This window comes from Desulfurellaceae bacterium, assembly GCA_021296095.1.
Lineage (GTDB): Bacteria > Desulfobacterota > Binatia > Bin18 > Bin18 > JAAXHF01.
In genome coordinates this window covers 1-19,585 of sequence record JAGWBB010000059.1, presented here as the reverse complement: position 1 = coordinate 19,585, position 19,585 = coordinate 1, and the positions used below count along the sequence as shown (strand labels likewise).

At 61.0% G+C, this 19,585-nt stretch carries 24 protein-coding genes; 12 read left to right on the top strand and 12 right to left on the bottom strand.

From position 1 onward, the window contains the following. Positions 1 to 254: VOC family protein (locus tag J4F42_14655; protein MCE2486751.1), on the bottom strand; the 254-nt coding region annotated here is incomplete at its 3' end. 348 nt (positions 255 to 602) lie between these two features. Here J4F42_14655 and J4F42_14650 point away from each other — a divergent pair. The 4 genes from J4F42_14650 to J4F42_14635 all read left to right on the top strand — a co-directional run bounded on the left by J4F42_14650 (position 603) and on the right by J4F42_14635 (position 2,927). Then, positions 603 to 1,196 (top strand): hypothetical protein, encoded by a 594-nt coding sequence (locus tag J4F42_14650; protein ID MCE2486750.1) that lies wholly within the window; start codon positions 603 to 605, stop codon positions 1,194 to 1,196. 132 nt (positions 1,197 to 1,328) lie between these two features. Beyond that, positions 1,329 to 1,550, top strand: a complete 222-nt coding sequence (locus J4F42_14645) for a DUF4160 domain-containing protein (GenBank protein MCE2486749.1) — start codon at positions 1,329 to 1,331, stop codon at positions 1,548 to 1,550. 18 nt (positions 1,551 to 1,568) lie between these two features. Beyond that, on the top strand, positions 1,569 to 1,859 hold the full coding sequence (locus tag J4F42_14640) for a DUF2442 domain-containing protein (GenBank protein MCE2486748.1): 291 nt from the start codon (positions 1,569 to 1,571) through the stop codon (positions 1,857 to 1,859). Between the two features lie 126 nt (positions 1,860 to 1,985). Continuing rightward, complete coding sequence (locus J4F42_14635; GenBank protein MCE2486747.1) at positions 1,986 to 2,927, top strand: SMP-30/gluconolactonase/LRE family protein; 942 nt, start codon at positions 1,986 to 1,988, stop codon at positions 2,925 to 2,927. 23 nt (positions 2,928 to 2,950) lie between these two features. On the opposite strand, the gene J4F42_14630 is transcribed toward J4F42_14635, so the two are convergent. The 3 genes from J4F42_14630 to J4F42_14620 are packed head-to-tail and all read right to left on the bottom strand — an operon-like array spanning position 2,951 to position 4,009. Then, positions 2,951 to 3,388, bottom strand: coding sequence for a DUF488 domain-containing protein (locus J4F42_14630; GenBank protein ID MCE2486746.1), 438 nt, complete (start codon positions 3,386 to 3,388; stop codon positions 2,951 to 2,953). 42 nt (positions 3,389 to 3,430) lie between these two features. After that, positions 3,431 to 3,616: a hypothetical protein gene (locus tag J4F42_14625; GenBank protein MCE2486745.1), complete on the bottom strand. Its 186-nt coding sequence runs from the start codon at positions 3,614 to 3,616 to the stop codon at positions 3,431 to 3,433. A gap of 39 nt (positions 3,617 to 3,655) precedes the next feature. After that, positions 3,656 to 4,009 (bottom strand): HigA family addiction module antidote protein, encoded by a 354-nt coding sequence (locus J4F42_14620; protein ID MCE2486744.1) that lies wholly within the window; start codon positions 4,007 to 4,009, stop codon positions 3,656 to 3,658. Positions 4,010 to 4,198: 189 nt separating this feature from the next. Between J4F42_14620 and J4F42_14615 the strand changes: the two genes are divergently transcribed. The 3 genes from J4F42_14615 to J4F42_14605 all read left to right on the top strand — a co-directional run bounded on the left by J4F42_14615 (position 4,199) and on the right by J4F42_14605 (position 7,936). Further along, positions 4,199 to 5,131: a Dyp-type peroxidase gene (locus J4F42_14615; protein MCE2486743.1), complete on the top strand. Its 933-nt coding sequence runs from the start codon at positions 4,199 to 4,201 to the stop codon at positions 5,129 to 5,131. A 94-nt stretch (positions 5,132 to 5,225) separates the two neighbouring features. Continuing rightward, on the top strand, positions 5,226 to 6,809 hold the full coding sequence (locus J4F42_14610; protein MCE2486742.1) for a hypothetical protein: 1,584 nt from the start codon (positions 5,226 to 5,228) through the stop codon (positions 6,807 to 6,809). Between the two features lie 5 nt (positions 6,810 to 6,814). Continuing rightward, entirely contained in the window at positions 6,815 to 7,936 is a 1,122-nt protein-coding gene (locus tag J4F42_14605) for an amidohydrolase (GenBank protein MCE2486741.1), read from the top strand. 12 nt (positions 7,937 to 7,948) lie between these two features. Here J4F42_14605 and J4F42_14600 read toward each other — a convergent pair whose 3' ends face one another. The 7 genes from J4F42_14600 to J4F42_14570 form a co-directional block, all read right to left on the bottom strand. After that, positions 7,949 to 9,163 carry a CoA transferase gene (locus J4F42_14600; GenBank protein MCE2486740.1) on the bottom strand — a complete coding sequence of 405 codons (1,215 nt, stop codon included), beginning with the start codon at positions 9,161 to 9,163 and terminating at the stop codon, positions 7,949 to 7,951. Positions 9,164 to 9,206: 43 nt separating this feature from the next. Beyond that, the gene (locus J4F42_14595) at positions 9,207 to 9,989 is read right to left on the bottom strand and encodes a tetratricopeptide repeat protein (protein ID MCE2486739.1); all 783 of its coding nucleotides are present in this window, start codon (positions 9,987 to 9,989) and stop codon (positions 9,207 to 9,209) included. 308 nt (positions 9,990 to 10,297) lie between these two features. Continuing rightward, on the bottom strand, positions 10,298 to 10,783 hold the full coding sequence (locus J4F42_14590; protein MCE2486738.1) for a GNAT family N-acetyltransferase: 486 nt from the start codon (positions 10,781 to 10,783) through the stop codon (positions 10,298 to 10,300). Positions 10,784 to 10,970: 187 nt separating this feature from the next. Next, positions 10,971 to 12,686 (bottom strand): amidohydrolase family protein, encoded by a 1,716-nt coding sequence (locus tag J4F42_14585; GenBank protein MCE2486737.1) that lies wholly within the window; start codon positions 12,684 to 12,686, stop codon positions 10,971 to 10,973. Between the two features lie 189 nt (positions 12,687 to 12,875). Beyond that, positions 12,876 to 13,298 (bottom strand): MaoC family dehydratase N-terminal domain-containing protein, encoded by a 423-nt coding sequence (locus J4F42_14580; GenBank protein MCE2486736.1) that lies wholly within the window; start codon positions 13,296 to 13,298, stop codon positions 12,876 to 12,878. An 11-nt stretch (positions 13,299 to 13,309) separates the two neighbouring features. After that, complete coding sequence (locus J4F42_14575) at positions 13,310 to 13,807, bottom strand: MaoC family dehydratase N-terminal domain-containing protein (protein ID MCE2486735.1); 498 nt, start codon at positions 13,805 to 13,807, stop codon at positions 13,310 to 13,312. A 45-nt stretch (positions 13,808 to 13,852) separates the two neighbouring features. Beyond that, entirely contained in the window at positions 13,853 to 14,614 is a 762-nt protein-coding gene (locus tag J4F42_14570; GenBank protein MCE2486734.1) for a dienelactone hydrolase family protein, read from the bottom strand. Between the two features lie 182 nt (positions 14,615 to 14,796). Here J4F42_14570 and J4F42_14565 point away from each other — a divergent pair, with 182 nt between their 5' ends. The 4 genes from J4F42_14565 to J4F42_14550 are packed head-to-tail and all read left to right on the top strand — an operon-like array spanning position 14,797 to position 18,516. Further along, positions 14,797 to 15,906 carry an amidohydrolase gene (locus tag J4F42_14565; GenBank protein ID MCE2486733.1) on the top strand — a complete coding sequence of 370 codons (1,110 nt, stop codon included), beginning with the start codon at positions 14,797 to 14,799 and terminating at the stop codon, positions 15,904 to 15,906. A 44-nt stretch (positions 15,907 to 15,950) separates the two neighbouring features. Further along, positions 15,951 to 17,063: an amidohydrolase gene (locus J4F42_14560; GenBank protein ID MCE2486732.1), complete on the top strand. Its 1,113-nt coding sequence runs from the start codon at positions 15,951 to 15,953 to the stop codon at positions 17,061 to 17,063. Positions 17,064 to 17,090: 27 nt separating this feature from the next. Continuing rightward, positions 17,091 to 18,197 (top strand): amidohydrolase family protein, encoded by a 1,107-nt coding sequence (locus J4F42_14555; protein MCE2486731.1) that lies wholly within the window; start codon positions 17,091 to 17,093, stop codon positions 18,195 to 18,197. Beyond that, positions 18,187 to 18,516 (top strand): hypothetical protein, encoded by a 330-nt coding sequence (locus J4F42_14550; protein ID MCE2486730.1) that lies wholly within the window; start codon positions 18,187 to 18,189, stop codon positions 18,514 to 18,516. Before J4F42_14555 ends, J4F42_14550 begins: the two co-directional genes overlap by 11 nt. Positions 18,517 to 18,690: 174 nt before the next feature. On the opposite strand, the gene J4F42_14545 is transcribed toward J4F42_14550, so the two are convergent. Further along, positions 18,691 to 18,996, bottom strand: a complete 306-nt coding sequence (locus J4F42_14545) for a hypothetical protein (GenBank protein ID MCE2486729.1) — start codon at positions 18,994 to 18,996, stop codon at positions 18,691 to 18,693. Between the two features lie 99 nt (positions 18,997 to 19,095). Here J4F42_14545 and J4F42_14540 point away from each other — a divergent pair, with 99 nt between their 5' ends. Then, complete coding sequence (locus tag J4F42_14540) at positions 19,096 to 19,575, top strand: HEPN domain-containing protein (protein MCE2486728.1); 480 nt, start codon at positions 19,096 to 19,098, stop codon at positions 19,573 to 19,575. The last annotated feature ends 10 nt before the right edge of the window (positions 19,576 to 19,585 follow it).

The window sequence follows — 19,585 nt, the reverse complement described above, 5'->3', positions numbered from 1 at the left end:
ACGCCGAGCCCGCGGTTGATCCCCGCGTCGTACTCCTGGGGCACGCCCGGCACCTCGCGCGCCTCCATGAAGGCCAGCAGCTGGTCACGGCCGGTATCAAAGAAGATGTGCCGGATATGACCGCCCTCCTTGACCTTGATCGTATCGCAGCGCACCGGCTTGAAACCCAGAATATTCTCATAAAAGTCGCGGGTCTTGTCCAAATCCAAAGTAGACAGACCCAGATGCGAAAACCCTTTTTGCGTCATCGTCATAACCGAACCCTCCTTGTGACGTGGCCGCCCTCATCCCCCGCCTCATTGCAGGGAGACAGGGCGGGTCTATCCGTATGCCTTAGCATAGCCCCGCCCCTCATGGGAAGCCGTGGTCTTGAGCCCTATGCCTGGACTCTGCCGGCGCATGGCGGCGGTCTTGACAGGAGCGGTTCTTGCCAAGATCGATTCGGTCAGTGATAACAAGCGGCACGGCGTATCGGAGCGATGGTGGCGACAGCCGATACGCTGGTGGCGCCGGATGACGCCTCCGGCGAATCCGCTCCGCAGGACTAATCTTCGCTAAACTGATATGGATTCCAGCCATTGTGACATTAGTTAGGTTAGAAAATGGAACTAAACGATTTTCGCTGGTCGGCATTGGCCCGGTATCACGACCAGGCCCTAGAGGCAGCTTGTATTCTTACAGCTTTCGCACGCATGAAGATCTCATCCCACGGTGATTACATAGATGCTCTCGAGCCACGAACTACTATTTTGATTATGGAGAATATGCACAGATTCTGTTTCTATGCACGCAAAAGTGTCGAGATTGCAGACGGCAGAGATCCAAGCATCTTGGAGCGGTGTAAACACCTGAGATTTAACGACACTGGCGAATTCGAGGTCGATATAGAGGAGACGATACCTTTGACAAAGAAGGACTTCTGGTGGGTAATTAATCGCATCGTTCATTCGCAAGAAGTTATTGTTAAAGAAAAAGAGAAAATCACAGAGACTACTCAGAATAGAATCTACTCCGTACGACATGCCTGTGTGTTCGGTTTCAAATCCGACAGGGATGAAGGAGATGAGATGCACTATTGCCTGATTGAAGAACTAATATCCTGTTATACAGAAATTGTCTCATCTCTAATAGAAAAGGTTATACCGCACCCTGATGAATCGATTCGTTTTCAACGAAAGGCATCTTCAGCTCCTTAGGTTGAATTAATGAAGCGTAATCCGACCCACAGACTAAATCATGTGACGAGATACGAGGGTTTGCCGTACTATTTCAGGAAGAGGACCGGGCTGATGCCACGCATTTGTGAGTTCTTTGGGATGGTCGTTTATATGTACTACAATGACCATCGCCCGGCGCACTTTCACGCAGAGTACGCCGAACATGAGGCTTCATTTGCAATTGACACGCTGGAAATCCTGGACGGCGAACTGCCGCGTCGTCCCCGAGCTTTTGTAGTCGAGTGGGCTTCTCTGCATCGAGAGGAACTGCGGGCGAATTGGGAAAGAGCGAGACACGGGCTTCCCCTCCGACCAATTGACCCGTTGGACTGAGCGGAAAGGAGTAACAGTATGCCGCGCCCAGTACGTATTCGTGCCGTCGAACCGCTGGAGGATTTCAGGGTTCGTCTGGAGTTCACTGACAACACGAGCAGGGAAATCGACCTTGAACCCTATCTGCATGGTCCGATTTTTGAGCCAATTCGGACCAATGCCCAAGTCTTTCGTTCGGTCCAGGTTGATACTCGGATGGGCACGATTCGGTGGGAAAATGGAGCCGACATTGATCCAGACGTATTATACAAAGGCATCCCTCCCGCCTGGATGGAAGAGGACGAGAGCAGAGAGAACCGTGCCGATTAAGCCCGAGCTGCCGGGGATAAGGACGCGAAGGAGGCAGCTGAGATGTCGGATTACGCCTCCGGCGAATCCGACCTACAGAACTGACGCCGGAATGGCCTCAGTATGACAGCAAAAGGAGCGTGGAGCATGGCGACATTTTCGCTGGACCAGGTAGAAATTTTTGGCAAAGGCGTTCTTCAGGCTGAAGGCGTGGTCATTGATAAAGACGGCGCGGCCTATGGCGCGGGTCGCAATGGCATTGTGTACAGAGTCACCCCGGACGGGACAGTGGGTGAAATAGCCCGCTTACCGGAGGGCTCCATGCCCAACGGCGTGACCATGGACCGTGAGGGCAATATTGTCTACTGCGACCTGGCCAAGCAGGCCGTGCTGCGCGTCTCCCAGACCGGCCAGGTCTCGCTTATTGCCGACCAGGTGGGCGACGTGAAGCTCACCATGCCGAATTTCGCCAGCTATGACGCGGAGGGGAATTTGTACGTCTCCAATTCGTCGAGCGCTCCGACGCTGGAAAAGGCGCTTGACGAGCTGGCACAGCCGGCCCCGAATGGCGCACTGGTCCGTATCCGCCCGGACGGCCGGGGCGATGTCGTGGCCACCGGTATTTACCTTGCCAACGGGACGGCTATCGCGCCGAATGAAGAGGCGGTCTACGTGCTGGAAAGCACCCGGGATGACTGCCTGCGCATTCAGATCAAGAAAGACGGGACTTTTGGCGCACCTGAAATATACTCCAAAGACTTTCCCGCCCTGCCCGACGGGATGGCCTTTGACGTGGACGGCAATCTCTACGTCACGCTGCCGGCGAAGATAGGCGGCTCACATGCGCTCCAGGGTATTGCCCATCAGGGTGTCAACATGGTTCCGGCCCATCAGATCATCAAAGTGGATACGAATGGGCAGTGGAGTCTGTTGATTGACGACCCCGAAGCGCAAAAGCTGAACTTTCCCACCAACTGCGCGTTCGGCGGTCCGGACTTGCAGGACCTCTATTTTGCCAATCTGGAGGGCGACCATTTCAGTCGGGTGCATACCGGCGTCCGCGGGCATCCGCTCTACCATCAGCGCTAAGCTGTGTTGACTGGAACGAGAACTTATCCCAGATGGACAATCTCAACACCGCCCCATTGCCTTTCGAGATATTCTGCAACCAGCCGGCGGTGGCAGTGTTCGGGCTTGTCCTCACTGCATAACAGGCAGCCGTTGGAGAGCGTCCTTTTTATCCCCTTCGTGCCGATGCGGCGCTCATCCATAAGGGCCAAAAACTGGCGCTCATACGTTTCCCAATCCTTGTGCTCTTTACGATAGGCGTCCAGCATCTCTTTGGTAGGGGCGAGTTCCGGCAAATGAACGTACTCCATCCGACAAATTTTTTTCAGAAAGTATTCGAGGTCGTCTTTTTTGGCGAATCCCGCCAGTTGGGAGATATTGTTCAGCCGGACATCGACCAAACGTTTTGCGTCGGACTCACGCAGGAGTTCAAAGAAAGTGGCAGCGGATTTTTTCGTGAAGCCAAGGGTATATATTTTCAAAGGATGCCTTCCCGCCAGTGGGTGCCGGTCTGGGGTTCTTCGTCAGTATAGGCCACGTCGTGCCGTAGCAGCAGTTGGATGAACGTTTCCGGCATCGGCGAGGATCTGCGGGTTGACGAAGGCGATGTAGGCCATCGTCAGGAACGTCGTCATGCTGGCCGTCAGCTCTGTCCGCACGTCGGTGCCGCGCTCCGCCAGGCCAAAGTAGCGGTCAAGAATCGGTGTCATGGGGTCCTCTCAGTCACGCCGACGAAGTCCCGCAGCGCGTCATGCCGCACGCGGGGTGACCTCCCGCTCGATCTTACGGCGCAGCGTATGCTCGGCGACATCGAGATCGTAGCGAGTCTGAAGATTGAGCCAGAACTCCGGCGTCGTCCCGAAATAGTAGCCGAGGCGGAGCGCGGTATCCGTCGTAACGGCACGGCGTCCATGCACGATATCGTTCAACCGCGGTCGTGACACCTTGAGTATCTGTGAGAGCCGGTACACGCTGAGTTCCAATGGCGCCAGGAATTCGTCACGGAGAATCTCGCCGGGATGGACCGGCGGCAGCCGCCGTCCGGAGATCACGTCCGAGAAGTCTATCCGTCCCCGGTCCACATCGCTGCGTTTGATAGGCATGCTCACCCTCACGCTCGGTCAGGTCGCGTAGGGCGTCGTGCACCGACAAGCCGAGGGATCGAATGACCCCTTTGGCTTATCCGACCTCCGGGTATATCTCCGCGCCTATGCCACAGCCGTCTGCATGCCGGAAAGGGTGAACAGGACGCTGGCCTTGACAAGCCGGGCCGAGGGATATGCCATGGAACTATGTCTTCTCATACGCCTCGCCCACAATCCGCCATCATTCCCGAACCCAGCCGGCACGCCGTATTCCTGATCCTGGGCGTTCACGATCCAGAAAAGAATGGCCCGGCAGTGGCAAAAATTCTGACCGAAGTCCCGGCCTTGATCGAGAGCCTTGGCGCCACCGACCGCGACGCAGCCCTGGTCGGAAGCGTCGGGTTTGGGTCGGGCTTCTGGGATGTCATCTCCCCCGGCAGGCGCCCGGCCGGACTGCGGCCGTTCAGCGCCATTGACGCGGCCGGGCAAACCGCGCCGAGCACCGGCGGGGACGTGCTCGTGCATCTCATTGCCGAGCGCCAAGACCTGAACTTTGAGCTGGCCATGCAGCTCCGCACTTGCCTGGGCGACAGGGTGGCGGTGATGGACGAGGTGCACGGTTTTCGTTACCTCGACTCGCGGGATCTGACCGGTTTCATTGACGGCACCGAAAATCCCGAGGGAGACGCAGAACGGGCCGAGGTCGCCCTGATTGGGGCCGAGGATTCGGAGTTTGCCGGCGGGAGTTATGTCTTCACCCAGCGCTACGTGCATCAGCTGACAAAATGGGCCGCGATCTCCGAGCAGGAACAGGAAGGCGCGGTCGGCCGCCGCAAAGCCGATAGCGAGGAACTCCCGGACGACATCAAACCACCGACCGCCCACATCAGCCGGGTCGTGATCGAAGAGGACGGGGAAGAGCTTGAGATTGTGCGCCACAGCTTTCCCTACGGCACGCTGGACGAGCACGGCCTGTTCTTTATCGCCTACACCAAGGACCTCGGCATCCCGGAAAAAATGCTGCGCCGTATGCTGGGGACGAGCGGCGACGGCCACCATGACCGCCTGATGGACTTCACCCAGGCCGTGTCCGGGGCGCACTTCTTTGCCCCGTCTCTCGAAGTCCTGAGCCAACTCTGATCAAGACCGACCCGGTCCGCCACGACCGGGCTGTCGCGCGTTTGACAAGCCCGCCCTCTCGCCTGTATGGGAAGACTCAAAAGGAGGCGGGAGTATGTTGCCACGGCCCACTATTGAGGAGGTGATCGCACACGGCAAAACGCTCGGCCTCGCCCTCAGCCAGGCCGAGGCGCACAGCATGCAGTCGCGCATGCTTGAGCACATCGACAGCTTCGAGCGCTTTCACGAGCTGCGGATCGAGGAGGAGCACCTGCCCCTGGAGGTCACCGACCGCGACCCGGGCTACCGTCCGACCGAAGACGAAGATCCGCTCAACGTCTTTATCCGCAAGTGTTGGGTGGCGGGCGCTGACGAGGGCCCGCTCACCGGCAAGACCATCGGCCTCAAAGACCACATCAGCGTGGCCGGGGTTCCGCTCAGCCTGGGCTCGCATTTCATGGACGGCTATACCCCCGACTTTGACGCCAGCATCGTCACCCGGCTGCTGTCCGGCGGCGGTACGATCGTCGGCAAGATGAACATGGAGGACTTTTCGTTTGGCGGACCGGGCCTGAGCGGAATCGGCGATTTTGGTCGTCCGCTCAACCCCCACAATCCCGCCCATGTCACCGGTGGCTCGTCGTCCGGCTCGGCTGCGGCGGTAGCCGGCGGGCTGGTGGATATCGCCTTTGGCGGCGATCAGGGCGGCTCGATCCGCATACCCGCAGCCTGGTCCGGCTGCCTGGGTCTGATGGCCACCCACGGGCTTATTCCACACACCGGCGTGTTCGGCCTCGATCCGAGCATCGACTACGTCGGCCCGATGACGCGCACGGTCGAAGACCTGACCGCAGTGCTGAGCTGCGTGGCCGGGCCGGACGGCTACGATCCCCGCCAGACGCAGCTGCCGGCCCGGCTACCCGACTATGGCCAGGCGCTGAGCCGCGGCATCGACGGCCTCACCATCGGGGTGTTGTCCGAGGGTTTTGGCTTCGCCGGCAGCCAGCCGGAGGTTGAGCAGGTGGTCCACGACGCCCTGGCCAGCCTGGAGGGCGCGGGCGCCCGGCTCAGCTCGGTGTCCGTCCCGCTCCACGACAAGGCGTTGCTGGCCCTGCTGCCGATCTACTTTGAGGGCGGCAAACACATGTTCGAGACCAACCTGGGCGGGGCTTTTGCCAGGACCTACTACCCCAGCTCGCTGGTCTCCAGCTTTGGTCGTTTCAAACACGGCCACGACCACGAGCTGCCGCTCAACTACAAACTCGGCCTGCTGATGGGCGCCTACCTGAACCGCTTCACCCACGGCCGGCTGTACGCCAAGGGCCATAACGTCCGCCCCACCTTTGTCAAACAGTACAACCAGGCTCTGTCGCAGGCCGATATCCTGGCCCTGCCCACGACTCCGATGACTGCCCCCGTCTATCGCCAGCCCCAGGACGCCCAGGAGGCGATTGAGCACACCCTGTTCGGCGGTCAGCTGGGCATGGACCTGGGGCTGGTCACCCACAACACCGCCCCGTTCAACCTGACCGGTCATCCGGCGCTCAGCATCCCGTGCGGCAAGGTCGGCGGGCTGCCGGTCGGCCTGATGCTGGTCGGCCCGTATTTTCGTGAAGACCTGCTGCTCCAGGTCGCCGCGGTCTACCAGTCCCTGGTCGATTGGACCAGCTTTTTTCCACCGACCCCACCCCAAGGATAAGCCGTATGGCACGGATTATTGACGCCGACAGCCATTTCATGGAGCCGCTCGATATCTGGCAGCGGTATATCGACCCCCAGTACCGCTCGCGCTGTGTGCGCTTTGTGCCACGCCCGGACAGCGACCGCTACACCATCCTGATTGAGGACAACACGCGGGCCCGCTTCAACGTCGAGGACTTTTTGGGCGTGCTGATCGGCTATGGCCAAAAAGAGTCCGGCGCCGGACTCGGCTCTTTCGATCTGGCTGCGGTCTCCAGCCACAGCCTGGAAGACATGCAGGCCCGCATCGCCTTCCTGGATCAGGAAGGCATCGCCTGCCAGTTTCTGTACCCCTCGCTCGGACTGCTGACGGACGGGCTGGTCGAAGACCCCGAGCTGGCCGCCGCCCACTGTCGGGCCTACAACACCTGGGCGCTGGACGTGTGCACCGCCCACCGCGAGCGCCTCTACCCGGTCGGCCATATCTCGCTCCGCCATCCCGCCGCGGCGGTCCGCGAGCTGCGGCGGCTGGCCAAGGCCGGCCTGCGGGCGGTCTTTATCGGGGCGATGCCGGTTGAGGGCAAGAGCTTCGGCCACCCGGATTTTGATCCGGTCTGGGCTACGGCCCAGGAGCTGGACCTGGCGGTCAGCCTGCACCTGGTTGTCCACCCCTTTTATCTGGGCAACGAGTGGCGCCGGGAGCCCAAGCCGGACTTCATGTTTGTCAGCATGAATGTCATTCAGGACCCGCGCATGGCGCTGACCACCATGGTCTACGACGGAGTCTTCGAGCGCTTTCCGGACCTGCGGGTGGCGGTCGTCGAGTCGGCCAGCGGCTGGCTTGTCGAGTGGCTCGACCGCTTCGATTACCGCTACAGCTATATGGGCCATACCACGGCCATGAAGCGCTCGGCCAGCGAGTATTTTGCCCGTAACATCTGGATCTCGGCCGACCCGGACGAGCGCAGCCTGCCGTATATGGTCGAGTTGGTTGGCGATGACAAATTTTTTATCGGCTCGGACTATCCACACGCCGAGGGCTTTGTCCGGCCGGTTGACAAGGCGCGGGCAGCCCTGGCCCGCCTGCCCCAGACCTCGGTCAATAAGATCCTGGGCGACAATGCGGCGCGTTTCTTTGGCGTCTGAGCGCCGACTGGCCTACCAGGCGACGCCCTTCTCCTTGAGGGCGACAATCTCCTCCGGCGAGTAGCCGCACACCTGCTCCAGAATCTCGTCGGTGTGCTGGCTGAAGTCTGGCGCGCCTTTTCGGAGCGGTGGAGCCTTTTCCAGGCTGAAGGGCGCCGATACGGTCTTAAGCCCGTTGTCGAGTTCCATCAGGTAGTCGTTGGCCGCCACCTGCGGATCGTCGGGCAGGTCGCTGACCTTGTTGACGACCGAGAACCAGAAACCTTTTTCGCGGAAGATCGTCTCCCAGTGGTCGCGCGGCCGGGTGGCAAACGCCCCCTCGATGTGGGCGATCAACTCGCGGCGATGTTCAGATCGTTTTTCATCGCTGCTGAAACGCGGGTCGTGTTCGATATCGGTCAAACCCAGCACCTGACAGAAGTCCGACCAGAAACGCGGGGCCACGAACAACCCGCACGCAATCCAGCGTCCGTCGGCACAGCGGTACAGGTTCATCAGCGGGTTGGCCACATCGTGGCGGTCGTAGGGCGCAAAGTCCTCTCCCACGTTCGCACACTGGGCCAGGTTGTAATACTGGAGCCACATCATGGTGCTCAGCTGCGAGGCCCACACCGACTGGCTGACACCGGTTCGCTCCCGGGCCAGCAGGGCGGCGATCACCCCAAAGCCGAGCATTGTGCCGGACAGGATGTCGCTCAGTGCTCCGGTCGGATACACCGGCGCTCCGTCCGCATCCGGGGTGTTGAACATGAAGCCGGAGCGGGCCATGCCGACCGTGTCCTGGCACGGGTCTTCGGCGTGCGGGCCGCGCGGCCCGAAACCGGTCGCGTGCGAGTAGATCAGCTCGGGGTTGATGCCGAGCAGCGTCTCGCGGTCGACCCGGAACTCGCGCAGGGCGCTGGGGTGGAGGTTGGAGATGAAGACATCGGACTTTTCGATCAGGCGGTAGAGGGCCTGCTGGCCTGCGTCTTGGCGCAGGTCGAGCGCGATTGCCTTTTTGTTGCGGTTGGTGATCTCGAACATCAGGTTTTTTCCGTCGGGCAAGAACTGGGGCTGGCCAAACAGGGACTGCACCCCACGGGAAAAATCACCCTGGCCGGGCTTCTCGACCTTGATGACCTCGGCCCCCAGGTCGGCCAGCATCATGGCGCCCAGAGGCCCCTGAGCCCAGATCGTCAGGTCCACGACTCGAATACCCTCGAGCGGCATACGTCCATTGTGCTCCATAGCCTGCCTCCCTGCTTAAAAGAATAGAGGTCGGAGGACACGTTTACTCCTTGTGATCTTCGACAGCGTCAACGTGCTTGTGTTTGACCCGGATTTCTCTGGCCTTGGCTTCCAGCGCCAGCGCCTCGTCCCGGCGGTCCGCCCGGTGCAGCAGCGGGGCGTACTTCTCGATGAGCAGGGCGACCGCCGGATGATCGGCGCCGAGCTTTTGTTGGCGGATGTCCAGGGCACGCTGGAAAATCGGGGCGGCTGCCGCGTCCTGGCCCTGAGCCACCGCGACTTCGGCCTGACCGCACAGGGTGGTTGCCACCGAGTGATGGTCGGGCCCGAAAAAACGGGTCCGAATGGTGAGCGAGCGGTCAAACAACGAGGACGCCTCTTCGTAACGCGCCTGCGCCATGTACACCGCCGCCAGATTATTGAGGCAGTTGGTCACCCGCCAGTGGTCGGGGCCGACAATGGCCTCGGCAATGGTCAGGACTTTTTGCAGGAAGGTCTCGGCTTCGTCCAGCCGGCCCAGCTCACGGTACAGCGAGGCCAGGTTGTTCAGGCTCTGGGCTACAAAAGGATGATCCGGACCGTATTGCTCGCGCCGGATATCCAGGGCGCGCTGATAGTGCTGTTCGGCCTCGTCGAGTTTGCCCTGGTTGTGACACAGGTTGGCCAGGTTGTTGAGCACCATGGCCACCCGCGTGTCCTTTGGACCAAACGTCTCGACCCTCTCCAGCGCCTCACGAAAAAGCTGTTCGGCCCGGTCGTACGCCCCCTGCTGGTACAGCCGGAAGCCCTCCTCGTTGAGCGTTTGCCACTGTGTGTCTGTAGTCATGTCCCCCTCCATACCCAGTCCACAGTCGCGCCGACAGGGCTGGGAGGGCCACTCTAGCAGAGTGGCCGGGCTTTTCCCATGTTCGGAAGGGACCGGCCTCTGAGTCATACCAGCTACGTTATGGCTCGATTCCTTCGCTCCTCTCCAATACCAAGTACCGCTGTTCAAATTTCAAGAGCTATCCCCCAGCAAGTGGCTTCCAAGCCGATACCACCTCGGCCAGATCAAACGACGAGAATGTCGCGGTATCGCGTAAAAGGGCAGGATACCCCTCCTGTCTCTCACCCCATAGCGGGCAGGCAATGTTGTCATTTGAGATTCGCAATCGAGAAGTGATGGCTTGCGATATTGAACCCCTCGCGCAGATAGAACCTATGGGCAGGAAACCTTTGAACGCCCGAATCCAAATGGATCTGATCGCAGCCATTCTCTTTGGCATAGGACTTGAGCCAATCCAGCATGACTTTGCCTATGCCAGAGGAGCGCCGCTGTGCATCCGTGACCAGATCCTCAATATACATGTGTTTCTCCCAAGCCAATCTGGTCTCAATCACGAATCCGGCAGCGCAAACTGCTGCACCACCATCCTTGATATAGACGACTGTGTAACCTCTCTTCTGCTGGGCCTTCATCTGAGATACTATCGTGCGCAGGTCATAGGCCGATCTAAGCTGAATCAACAACCTACCAGCTATTTCCCAGTCTGAATCAACTTCTGCGATCCTGACTTCCAAATGAACCTCCTCTCGGTCCGCCTGCAACGCCGACGCCAGGAAGTCGGTGCGGGAGCCCACGCCGACCTCCTGTTGCTACTTCAAGCCTCTTCGGCCCTCAGCACTCCAGAAAAACCTCCCCCGAATCCCACCCGCCCCGGATGGATACCCAAGAATACTGATCGGCTTAGAGTGGAAAGAGACAGCGAGGGACAGGAGAGGCGGAGCAGACACGCGATGGGTCTGCCCCGCTCGTCATGAGGGATCTTTAGGCGCGAGCCAGGGGACCGCGCAGCAACTGACCGGGCAGGGCGCCGGTGTGTTCGTTGTTGCGCAGCACAACCTGACCGTTGACCACGGTGGCCAGGAAACCGGCCGCCTTCTGCTTAAGCCGCCGCGCGCCGGCCGGCAGATCGTAGGTCAGCTCCGGCATCATCGGGGCAACGGTGTCGGGATTGAAGACCACCACGTCGGCGGTCATGCCCTCGCGCAGCAGACCCCGCCCGTTCAGCCCCCACTGCGAGGCCGGGACGAAGCTCAGCATCCGCACCGCCTCCTCAAGCGTCACTTCCTGTTTCTCGCGCACCCAGTGGCTGAGCAAATGGGTTTGCAGCGAGGAGTCCATGATCTGAGACACGTGCGCCCCGGAGTCCGAGAAGGTCACCACCGACCGCGGATGCTTGATCATCTGCAGCGCGTGGTCCTGATCCTCGTTGGCCAGCGGTTGCAGGTAGAACTGCTTCAAGCCCTTGTCAAGGGCCAGGTCGATGAACACCTCGACCGGATCTTTACCCTGGGCGGCGGCGATTTCGGCAACCGAGCGGTGGGGCGGGTTGGGGCTGTCCATGACATACAGCCAATCGTAATCGGCCGCCCGGGCCTCGGGGCCGGTACCCCGGCCACCGTCGGGCTCTTGATCGCGGGCTTCTTCGACGAGTGTGCGACGGAAGTCAGGGTCGCGCAGCGCGGCCTCTTTTTCTGCCAGCGAACCCATCTTTTTCAGTCGCCGCCAGGTCGGCAGGCGGTCAAACGGCGTATTGGTCTCAAACGACAGCACCGCGTTCAGCGAGCGGCTGTGGACCTGCATAAACATCCGGCCGCCGGCCGCGGCGGTCTCGTCGGCCAGCTCGTAGTAGGACTGCCAGCAGTCCGGGGCGCGTCGCATGGTAAACATGCCGTAGGTCACCGGCACGCCGGTCTCGACGGCCAGGGCCTTGAGCCGGGCCTGGTATTCGGCGATGCGCTCGGGGTCACGGCCGGTGTCTTCCCCGGCGATCTCAAAAATGCCGGCGCCGAGTTCACCCATCACCCCGACCAGCTGGCGGACTTCGTCCCAGGTCGCCAGGCGGCTGGCCACCGGCTGACGCTGGGGCGTCTGGTGGTTACGCGTCCGCGAGGTGGTAAACCCCATCGCCCCGGCCTGAATGGCTTCGCGCACCTGCTGCTTCATGCGCTCCAGGTCGCTCTCGGAAGCTTGCTCGGTAAACGCTCGCTCACCCATGATATAGGTCCGCAGTGCCGAGTGGCCCATGTAGGCACCATAGTTGATGCCCTTGGGCAGGCGCTCAACGCTGTCCAGGTATTCAGGAAAGGTCTCCCAGGTCCAGTTGATACCGGCGTTCATGGCCTCGGGCGCAATGTCTTCGGCGCGTTCCAGGTTGCGCATGACCATGTCTTTTTCGCTCTCTTTGCACGGCGCGAGCGAAAAGCCACAGTTGCCCATAATCACGCTGGTGATGCCGTGCCAGCACGAACACGTGCCCAGCGGGTCCCAGGACACCTGGGCGTCCATGTGGGTGTGGCCGTCGATGAAACCGGGGGCGACCACGTGGCCCTCGGCGTCAACGACTTCCTGGGCGCTTTCTCCCCGGATCCGGCCGATTGAGGCGATCTTGCCGTCGATGATGCCGACATCGGCCCGAAAGCGCGGCAGACCCGAGCCGTCAATGACCGTTCCATTCTGAATAATCAGATCGTACTGCATGCGACCTCCTTTTCCCTGTCGAAAGACTCACACAACACCCGGGCCGAGACTTTGTCAACACGAGCCTGGCGGACAGAGAAGCTGAAAAAATGTTCGTAGCCGGTGCTCCGAGCGGTTGAGGGCCGGGAGCAGTTACCGGCCAACGTCCTCCCCTGTTGTGAGCGGGCGGGGAGGACGTAGTCTGGGCGCCTAGGGATCAACCCGGGCCGAGGCGTAGCCGCTGACCACTTCGACACCGTCCTGATTCACGGCCGAGACGTCAAGATCGACAATCGGCTGCTCGCCTTCGAGCCGAATTTCCTTGACCGTCGCCCGGGCGGTCAGGCTGTCGCCGGGCCAGACCTGACGGGTAAAACGCACGCCGTACTTGGTCAGACGTCCGTCCCCGACGTAGTTGGTCAACATTTTGCCGGTCAGACCCATGCTGAGCATGCCGTGGGCAAACACCGAGGGATAGCCGGCCACCTTGGTGGTGAAGATTTCATCGGTGTGAACCGGGTTGTAGTCACCGGACGCACCGGCGTACTGGACCAGCTGGGTGCGGGTCAGGTTCTCGACAACCTGCTCCTCGTGGCTGTCACCGACTTTGAGCTGACTTGCTGATAAGGCCATACGTGTTCTCCCTACTGATCGACCGGCCGCTCGGTCTGGACGCCGACGCCCCGGGCGGTAATGACCAACTCACCGTTCTGGTCCCGATACTCGGTGATGGTTTCTGAAAAGATCAGTTTGCCCGACCGCCGACCCTGCTTTTCCCACTTCTTGCCGGGTTTCTGGGTCGCCGTCAGCACATCGCCCGGTTTGGGATGGCGGTGATACTCGAAGTGCTGCTCGGCGTGCAGACCGCCACCGCCGCCTCCACCACCGCCACCGCCTTCCTTCTTCTGGATACCGGTGGGTTCCTTGCCCGAGCCAAACCAGGGCTGGCCGGCTTTGGGCCGCAGAAAATAGTCGGGATCGAACTGGGCGCTGGACTGGGCGAAGGTTGGCGGAGCGATGATCGTCCCCGGCTCGGTGCCCCGGGCATACTCTTCGTCGTAATAAATCTTGTTCTCGTCTCCGACCGAGCGGGCAAACATCATGATATGGCTCGCCTCAACCGGGAATTTGTCTACTGCCATGTCTCCCTCCTGATTGGGGGGTGGGCGAGACCCCACCCGACTCGACTACGCGCTGAGGTGTGCGTCGTAGAACGTGAGAACCCGGTGCCACATATCCTGGGCCGGAACCGGCCGATAGCTGTCGCGATAGTCGGCAAAGAAGGCGTGGCCGGCGTTGGGATACATCCGCATCTCATACGTCTTGCCATGCTTGTCGAGTTCGGCCTGGAGCCGCTCGGCGTGCTCGGGCGACGGGTTGGGGTCTTCTTCACCAAACAGCCCCAGCAGGGGGCAGTTCAGGTCTGCGATCATGTCGATAGGCGGGACCGGACGGGTGTCCTCCTGCTCGTTGGGTCCGTCCTGGGTGATGAATCCGCCGGCCGAATCCACCGCCGCATCCAGGTTTTTGCTGGTACAGCCGAACATCAGGGTGTAGCGTCCGCCCGAACAGAAGCCGATCGCACCCACCTTGCCGTTCGAGTCGGCCTGGCTCTTGATGTACTGCGCGCCGGCGTCAAGATCGCCCATGGCCTGCGAGTCGGGGACCGAGAACATGATGCGCATCACGTTCTGGAGCATGGTATCCGGGTTGCTGATATCGGGGGTTCCCTCACGGGTGTACATATCCGGTGCCAGGGCAATATAGCCTTCTCTGGCAAAGCGGTCGGCCACGTCTTTGATATGGTCGTTCAGACCAAAGGCTTCCATAATCACAATCACGCCGGGATGCGGGCCCGACGTTGTTGGACGGCTCAGATAGGCACTGACCGGAGTGCCGCCGTGACCAGGATAATGCATCATCTCGGACTGGACCTCTGGTGGTCTCATACGCTTCACCTCCCACGAAGAATTGTGTGATGCCGGGAGCATACGTCTGCGCGGGTTTTCTTGCAAGCCTCGGCTGGCCGCTGCGGCCTGCGGCGCAAGCTTGCCGCTGAGATCGGAAGGTGCTAGGAGCCCAAGAAACAGCCGGAAAACCGTGTTTTGCACAAGCACTAAGGAGGACCGCGATGGGACGCAGCTATAATGTCATTGATTCTGACGGCCATGTCTTGGAGCCGCCGAACTTCTGGGCCGATTATATTGATCCGGCCTACCGCGACCGGGTGCCCGAGCTGTTCACCGACACCGACGGCAAAGAGCGCCTGCGCATCGAGGGCCGGGTGTACGGCGGTCCCAAGGGGCTGGGTTTTGCCGGTGCGATTGGCGCGCGGCAGGGTGAAGCCTCAACCGACATCAAGTACGTCGAAGGCCGTAAGGGCGGCTTTGATCCCCACGCCCGCATCCCGGACATGGAGTTGGACGGCATTGACGCGGTGTTTCTGTATCCCACCCTGGGTCTGTTCGCCGGCGCGGTGCAGGACCCGTCCCTGGCCACAGCCATGTGCCGGGCCTATAACCGCTGGCTGGCCGATTACTGCCAGCCCTACCCCGACCGCCTGTTCGGCGTGGCCATGCTGCCCATGCAGGACATCGGCCTGGCCGTTGAAGAGATGCGCTACGCCCGCAACGAGCTGGGCATGAAGAGCGGTTTTCTGCGTCCCAACCCCTACAACGACCGGATGCTGGGCGACCCGGACTACGATCCGTTCTGGGCCGAAGCCCAGGACCTCGACTTTCCGATTGGCATTCATGAGGGCACCGGAGGGATGCCGGCGGCCGGGGTCGAGCGCTTTGATGACCTGCCGGCCCGGCACATTGTGTCGCATACCGTGGAGATGATGCTGGCCAGCCTGAGCGTGATCTGGGGCGGGGTGTGTGAGCGCTTTCCAAAAGTGCGCTTTGCCTTCCTGGAATCGGGCGGCGGCTGGATTGCGCCCTGGCTGGACCGCATGGACCGCCATTTCGACGATCACGGGGTGTTCGGCTCCACCGCGCTCAGGCTGTCGCCGAGCGAGTATTTTCAGCGCCAGGGCTGGATTTCGTACGAACCGGTCGAGGGCAGCCTGACGCATATGGTGAACTATCTGGGCGCCAATAAAATTCTGTGGGCGACCGACTATCCCCATCCCGACGGGTTTTTTCCGGGCGCGCCGGCCATGATTGCCGAGAAGCTGTCGGACAAGGACAAGCATGCGGTTCTGGCCGGCAGCGCGATCGAGTTCTACCAGCTCGGCTAAGCGCTTCCGAGTCGCCCGATTGCCCAAAAGAGGGGGGAACCGCCATGGCTCGCAGCTATCGTATCATTGACGCGGATGGGCATGTGTTGGAGCCGCTCGACCTGTGGGACCGGTATATGGAGCCCGCCTACCGCGAGCGCGCCCCGCAGCTGTTTGTTGACACCGACGGCAAAGAGCGCCTGCGGCTGGAAGGCAAGGTGCTGGGCGGGCCGACCGGCCTGGGTCTGGTCGGCGCCATCGGCGCCCGACAGGGCGAGGCGTCGATTGACATCAGCTATAGCCAGGGCCGCCAGGGCGGTTTCGATCCCCACGCCCGTATTCCAGACATGGACCTCGACGGCATTGACGCCGCCTTTCTGTATCCCAGCATCGGCCTGTTCGCCGGCGCGGTAGACGACCCGCCGCTGGCCGCCGCCATGTGCCGGGCCTACAACCGCTGGCTGGCCGATTACTGCCAGCCCTACCCCGACCGCCTGTTCGGCGTGGCCATGCTGCCCATGCAGTCGGTCGAACTGGCCATCGAAGAGGCGCGCTACGCCCGCAACACCCTCGGCATGCGGGGCGGCTTTCTACGGCCCAACCCCTACAACGGCCGCATGCTGCACCACCCCGACTACGAGCCGTTCTGGGCCGAGGTGCAGGACCTCGACTTTGCAATCGGCCTGCACGAAGGGTCGGGCGGCGGCATGCCGCAGGTCGGGGTGGACCGCTTTCAGACCCGGGCCGAGCGGCACATCATTTCGCACCCGATGGAAATGATGCTGGCCTGCCTGAGCGTCATCTGGAGCGGGGTATGCGAGCGCTTTCCCAAGCTGCGAATCGGTTTTCTGGAGTCGGGCGGCGGCTGGATCGCGCCGTGGCTCGACCGCATGGACCGCCACTTCGACGACAAGAGCCAGTTCCTGGACCACTGCCTGCGGATGCGACCCAGCGAGTATTTCGAGCGCCAGTGCTGGATCTCGTTTGAACCGGTTGAGACCGGTCTGGCCTATGCGGCCGAGCGCCTGGGGCCGCATAAGATTCTGTGGGCGACCGACTATCCCCATCCCGACGGGTTTTTTCCGGGCGCGCCGACCATGATTGCCGAGCAGCTGACGGCCGACACGGGACGCACGGTCCTGGCCGAAGGAGCCAAGCAGTTTTATCAGCTCAACTGAACTCTGACAGGGGCAAGGAGGGAGACCATGAGTCGCAGCTATAACGTCATTGATTCCGACGGCCACGTGTTGGAGCCGCCCACTTTCTGGACCGAGTATATCGACCCTGAGTACCGCGAGCGCGCGCCCGAGCTGTTTGTGGACACCGACGGCAGGGAACGCTTGCGCATTGAGGGCAAGGTGTTTGGCGGGCCGACCGGCCTGGGTCTGGTCGGCGCCATCGGCGCCCGGCAGGGCGACACCTCGATTCGGATCAAATACACCGAGGGCCGCAAGGGCGGCTTTGATCCCCACGCCCGCATCCCCGACCTGGATCTGGACGGCATTGACGCCGTCTTCCTGTACCCCAGCGTGGGTCTGTTCGTCGGCGCCATCCAGGACCCGCAGCTGGCTGCGGCGGCCAGCCGGGCCTACAACCGCTGGCTGGCCGACTACTGCCAGCCCTACCCCGACCGCCTGTTCGGCGTGGCCATGCTGCCCATGCAGTCTATTGATCTGGCTATCGAAGAGATGCGCTACGCCCGCAACGAGCTGGGTATGAGTAGCGGCTTTCTGCGTCCCAACCCCTACAACAACCGGATGCTTGGCCACCCGGACTACGACGTGTTCTGGGCCGAAGCTCAGGAGCTGGACTTCTCAATCGGCATCCATGAGGGCACCGGCGGCATGCCTGCGGTTGGAGTGGACCGCTTTGAGAGCCTGAGCGCCAAGCACATGGTTTCCCACACCATGGAGATGATGCTGGCCTGCCTGAGTATCATCTGGGACGGGGTGTGCGAACGTTTTCCCAAAGTGCGGATCGGGTTCATGGAGTCGGGCGGCGGCTGGATCGCGCCGTGGCTCGACCGCATGGATCGTCACTTTGACGACAAGGGGCTGTTCAACGACTCCTCGCTGACGATGCGGCCCAGCGAGTATTTCCAGCGCCATCGAGGGCAGCCTGCGGCATCTGGTGGACTATGTGGGGCCGACCAAGATTCTGTGGGCGACCGACTACCCGCATCCCGACGGCTTCTTCCCCGGAGCGCCGGCCCAGATTGCGGAGAAGCTGCCGCAAGAGTACCGACGCAAAGTACTGGCCGAAGGCGCCATGCAGTTTTATGGCTTGAGCTGAGAGAGCAGGATGGACGCTGAATTTCTCCAGTTGGCGCGGGAGGCTGTGGCCGCGCTCCAAACTGGCCCGCCCCCGAATTGGGCGGAGATCGCCGGCCTGTTCGTGAGCGCTGCGGTCGGTTTCGGGCAGATCGGTTTGATTGCCTGGGGCTTGCGGCAAATGCGGCTCAGCGGCGAGCGGCGGGACCGCCAGCTCGATCTGATGGAGACCGCCCACGGTGAGCAGGCGGAACGGTTGGGTGCGACGCTCGACCGCCAGGGCGCTGCCCTTGACCGCCAGGGCGCTGCCCTTGAACGCCAGGGCGAAGTGTTGGCCGAGCTGTTGCGGCGCACAGCGTAAGCCGCTGCTGGCCCCATCCCTCGCCCTGAACAATCTTCGGCCAGACCGCCCGTTCGCCCGCGATTTATTCAGCCGGGCCGCGCCGTCCTTGTCCCGTAAGTGCCTGATATTCTGACACCCGCTCTCGGCCGCTTGGCCTGCTATGTCTGATAACGCGCAAAGTGTCAACTTCGTTTAGGGTCTTGGTTGTCTTGCCTGAAGAAATGCAGACACCAGATAAATGCACACCCCTGCTACAACAATGCCCAACCCGAGGAGCAATACTATGCCGATAGAGATATAGCGTGTGACCGGATTGTCGGCCTGTAGTCCCCCAACAAGTAAGGAAAGAGCAGTCATCAGTCCTTCAGTGATAGCTTCCATGCCACCGAGTAAGTGCACCACGACTAGGACCGCCACAAGAATGAGTCCCATTACCAATGCAACCGCGACCATCACCGCAACCACGAGCCATTGCAGTTTACCCTGCTCCTCTTTCATGGTGTTTTCTCAACAACCCAGGCGTTGCGGACTCTCGAAGTCGCCGGCGCGATCCGAGGCTTCGGTCCTTCAGGGCTTGGCGAACATTCGGAGTGCATCATGAACCGATACCCGCATATAGGACTGCTGACCTACGCCAAGGAGTTTTTGCAAGCGGCGTCCGTGATTGTAGAGAGCGGACAAATTCAGAGCACGCGTATTGCGGCCACTTATTTGTACGGACACGCGATCGAATTGGCGCTCAAGTCCATACTCGTAAAAAACGGTATTCCCGAAAAACAACTAAAGAACCCGGAAAAGTTTGGGCATGACTTGGCAAAGGCTCTAAAGAAGGCAGATTCATATCCTGAGAAGGAGTTCTTCGACCAGGCACTACGAGAAATAGTTGAAATGTTGAACCCTGTATACGGAAAGAAACACCTCGAATATCATCCTGGTCCAGGAGGAATGCGCCTATCTGCTGAAGGAGACATGCAGGAAACCGTGAAGCGTCTTATTAACAACCTGGATGCCAGATACCGAAAATGTCTAAGCGCGGAACTCTCACGCCCAGCCCCGTCGCCTCACCCCAAACCTTGATTGTCAGACT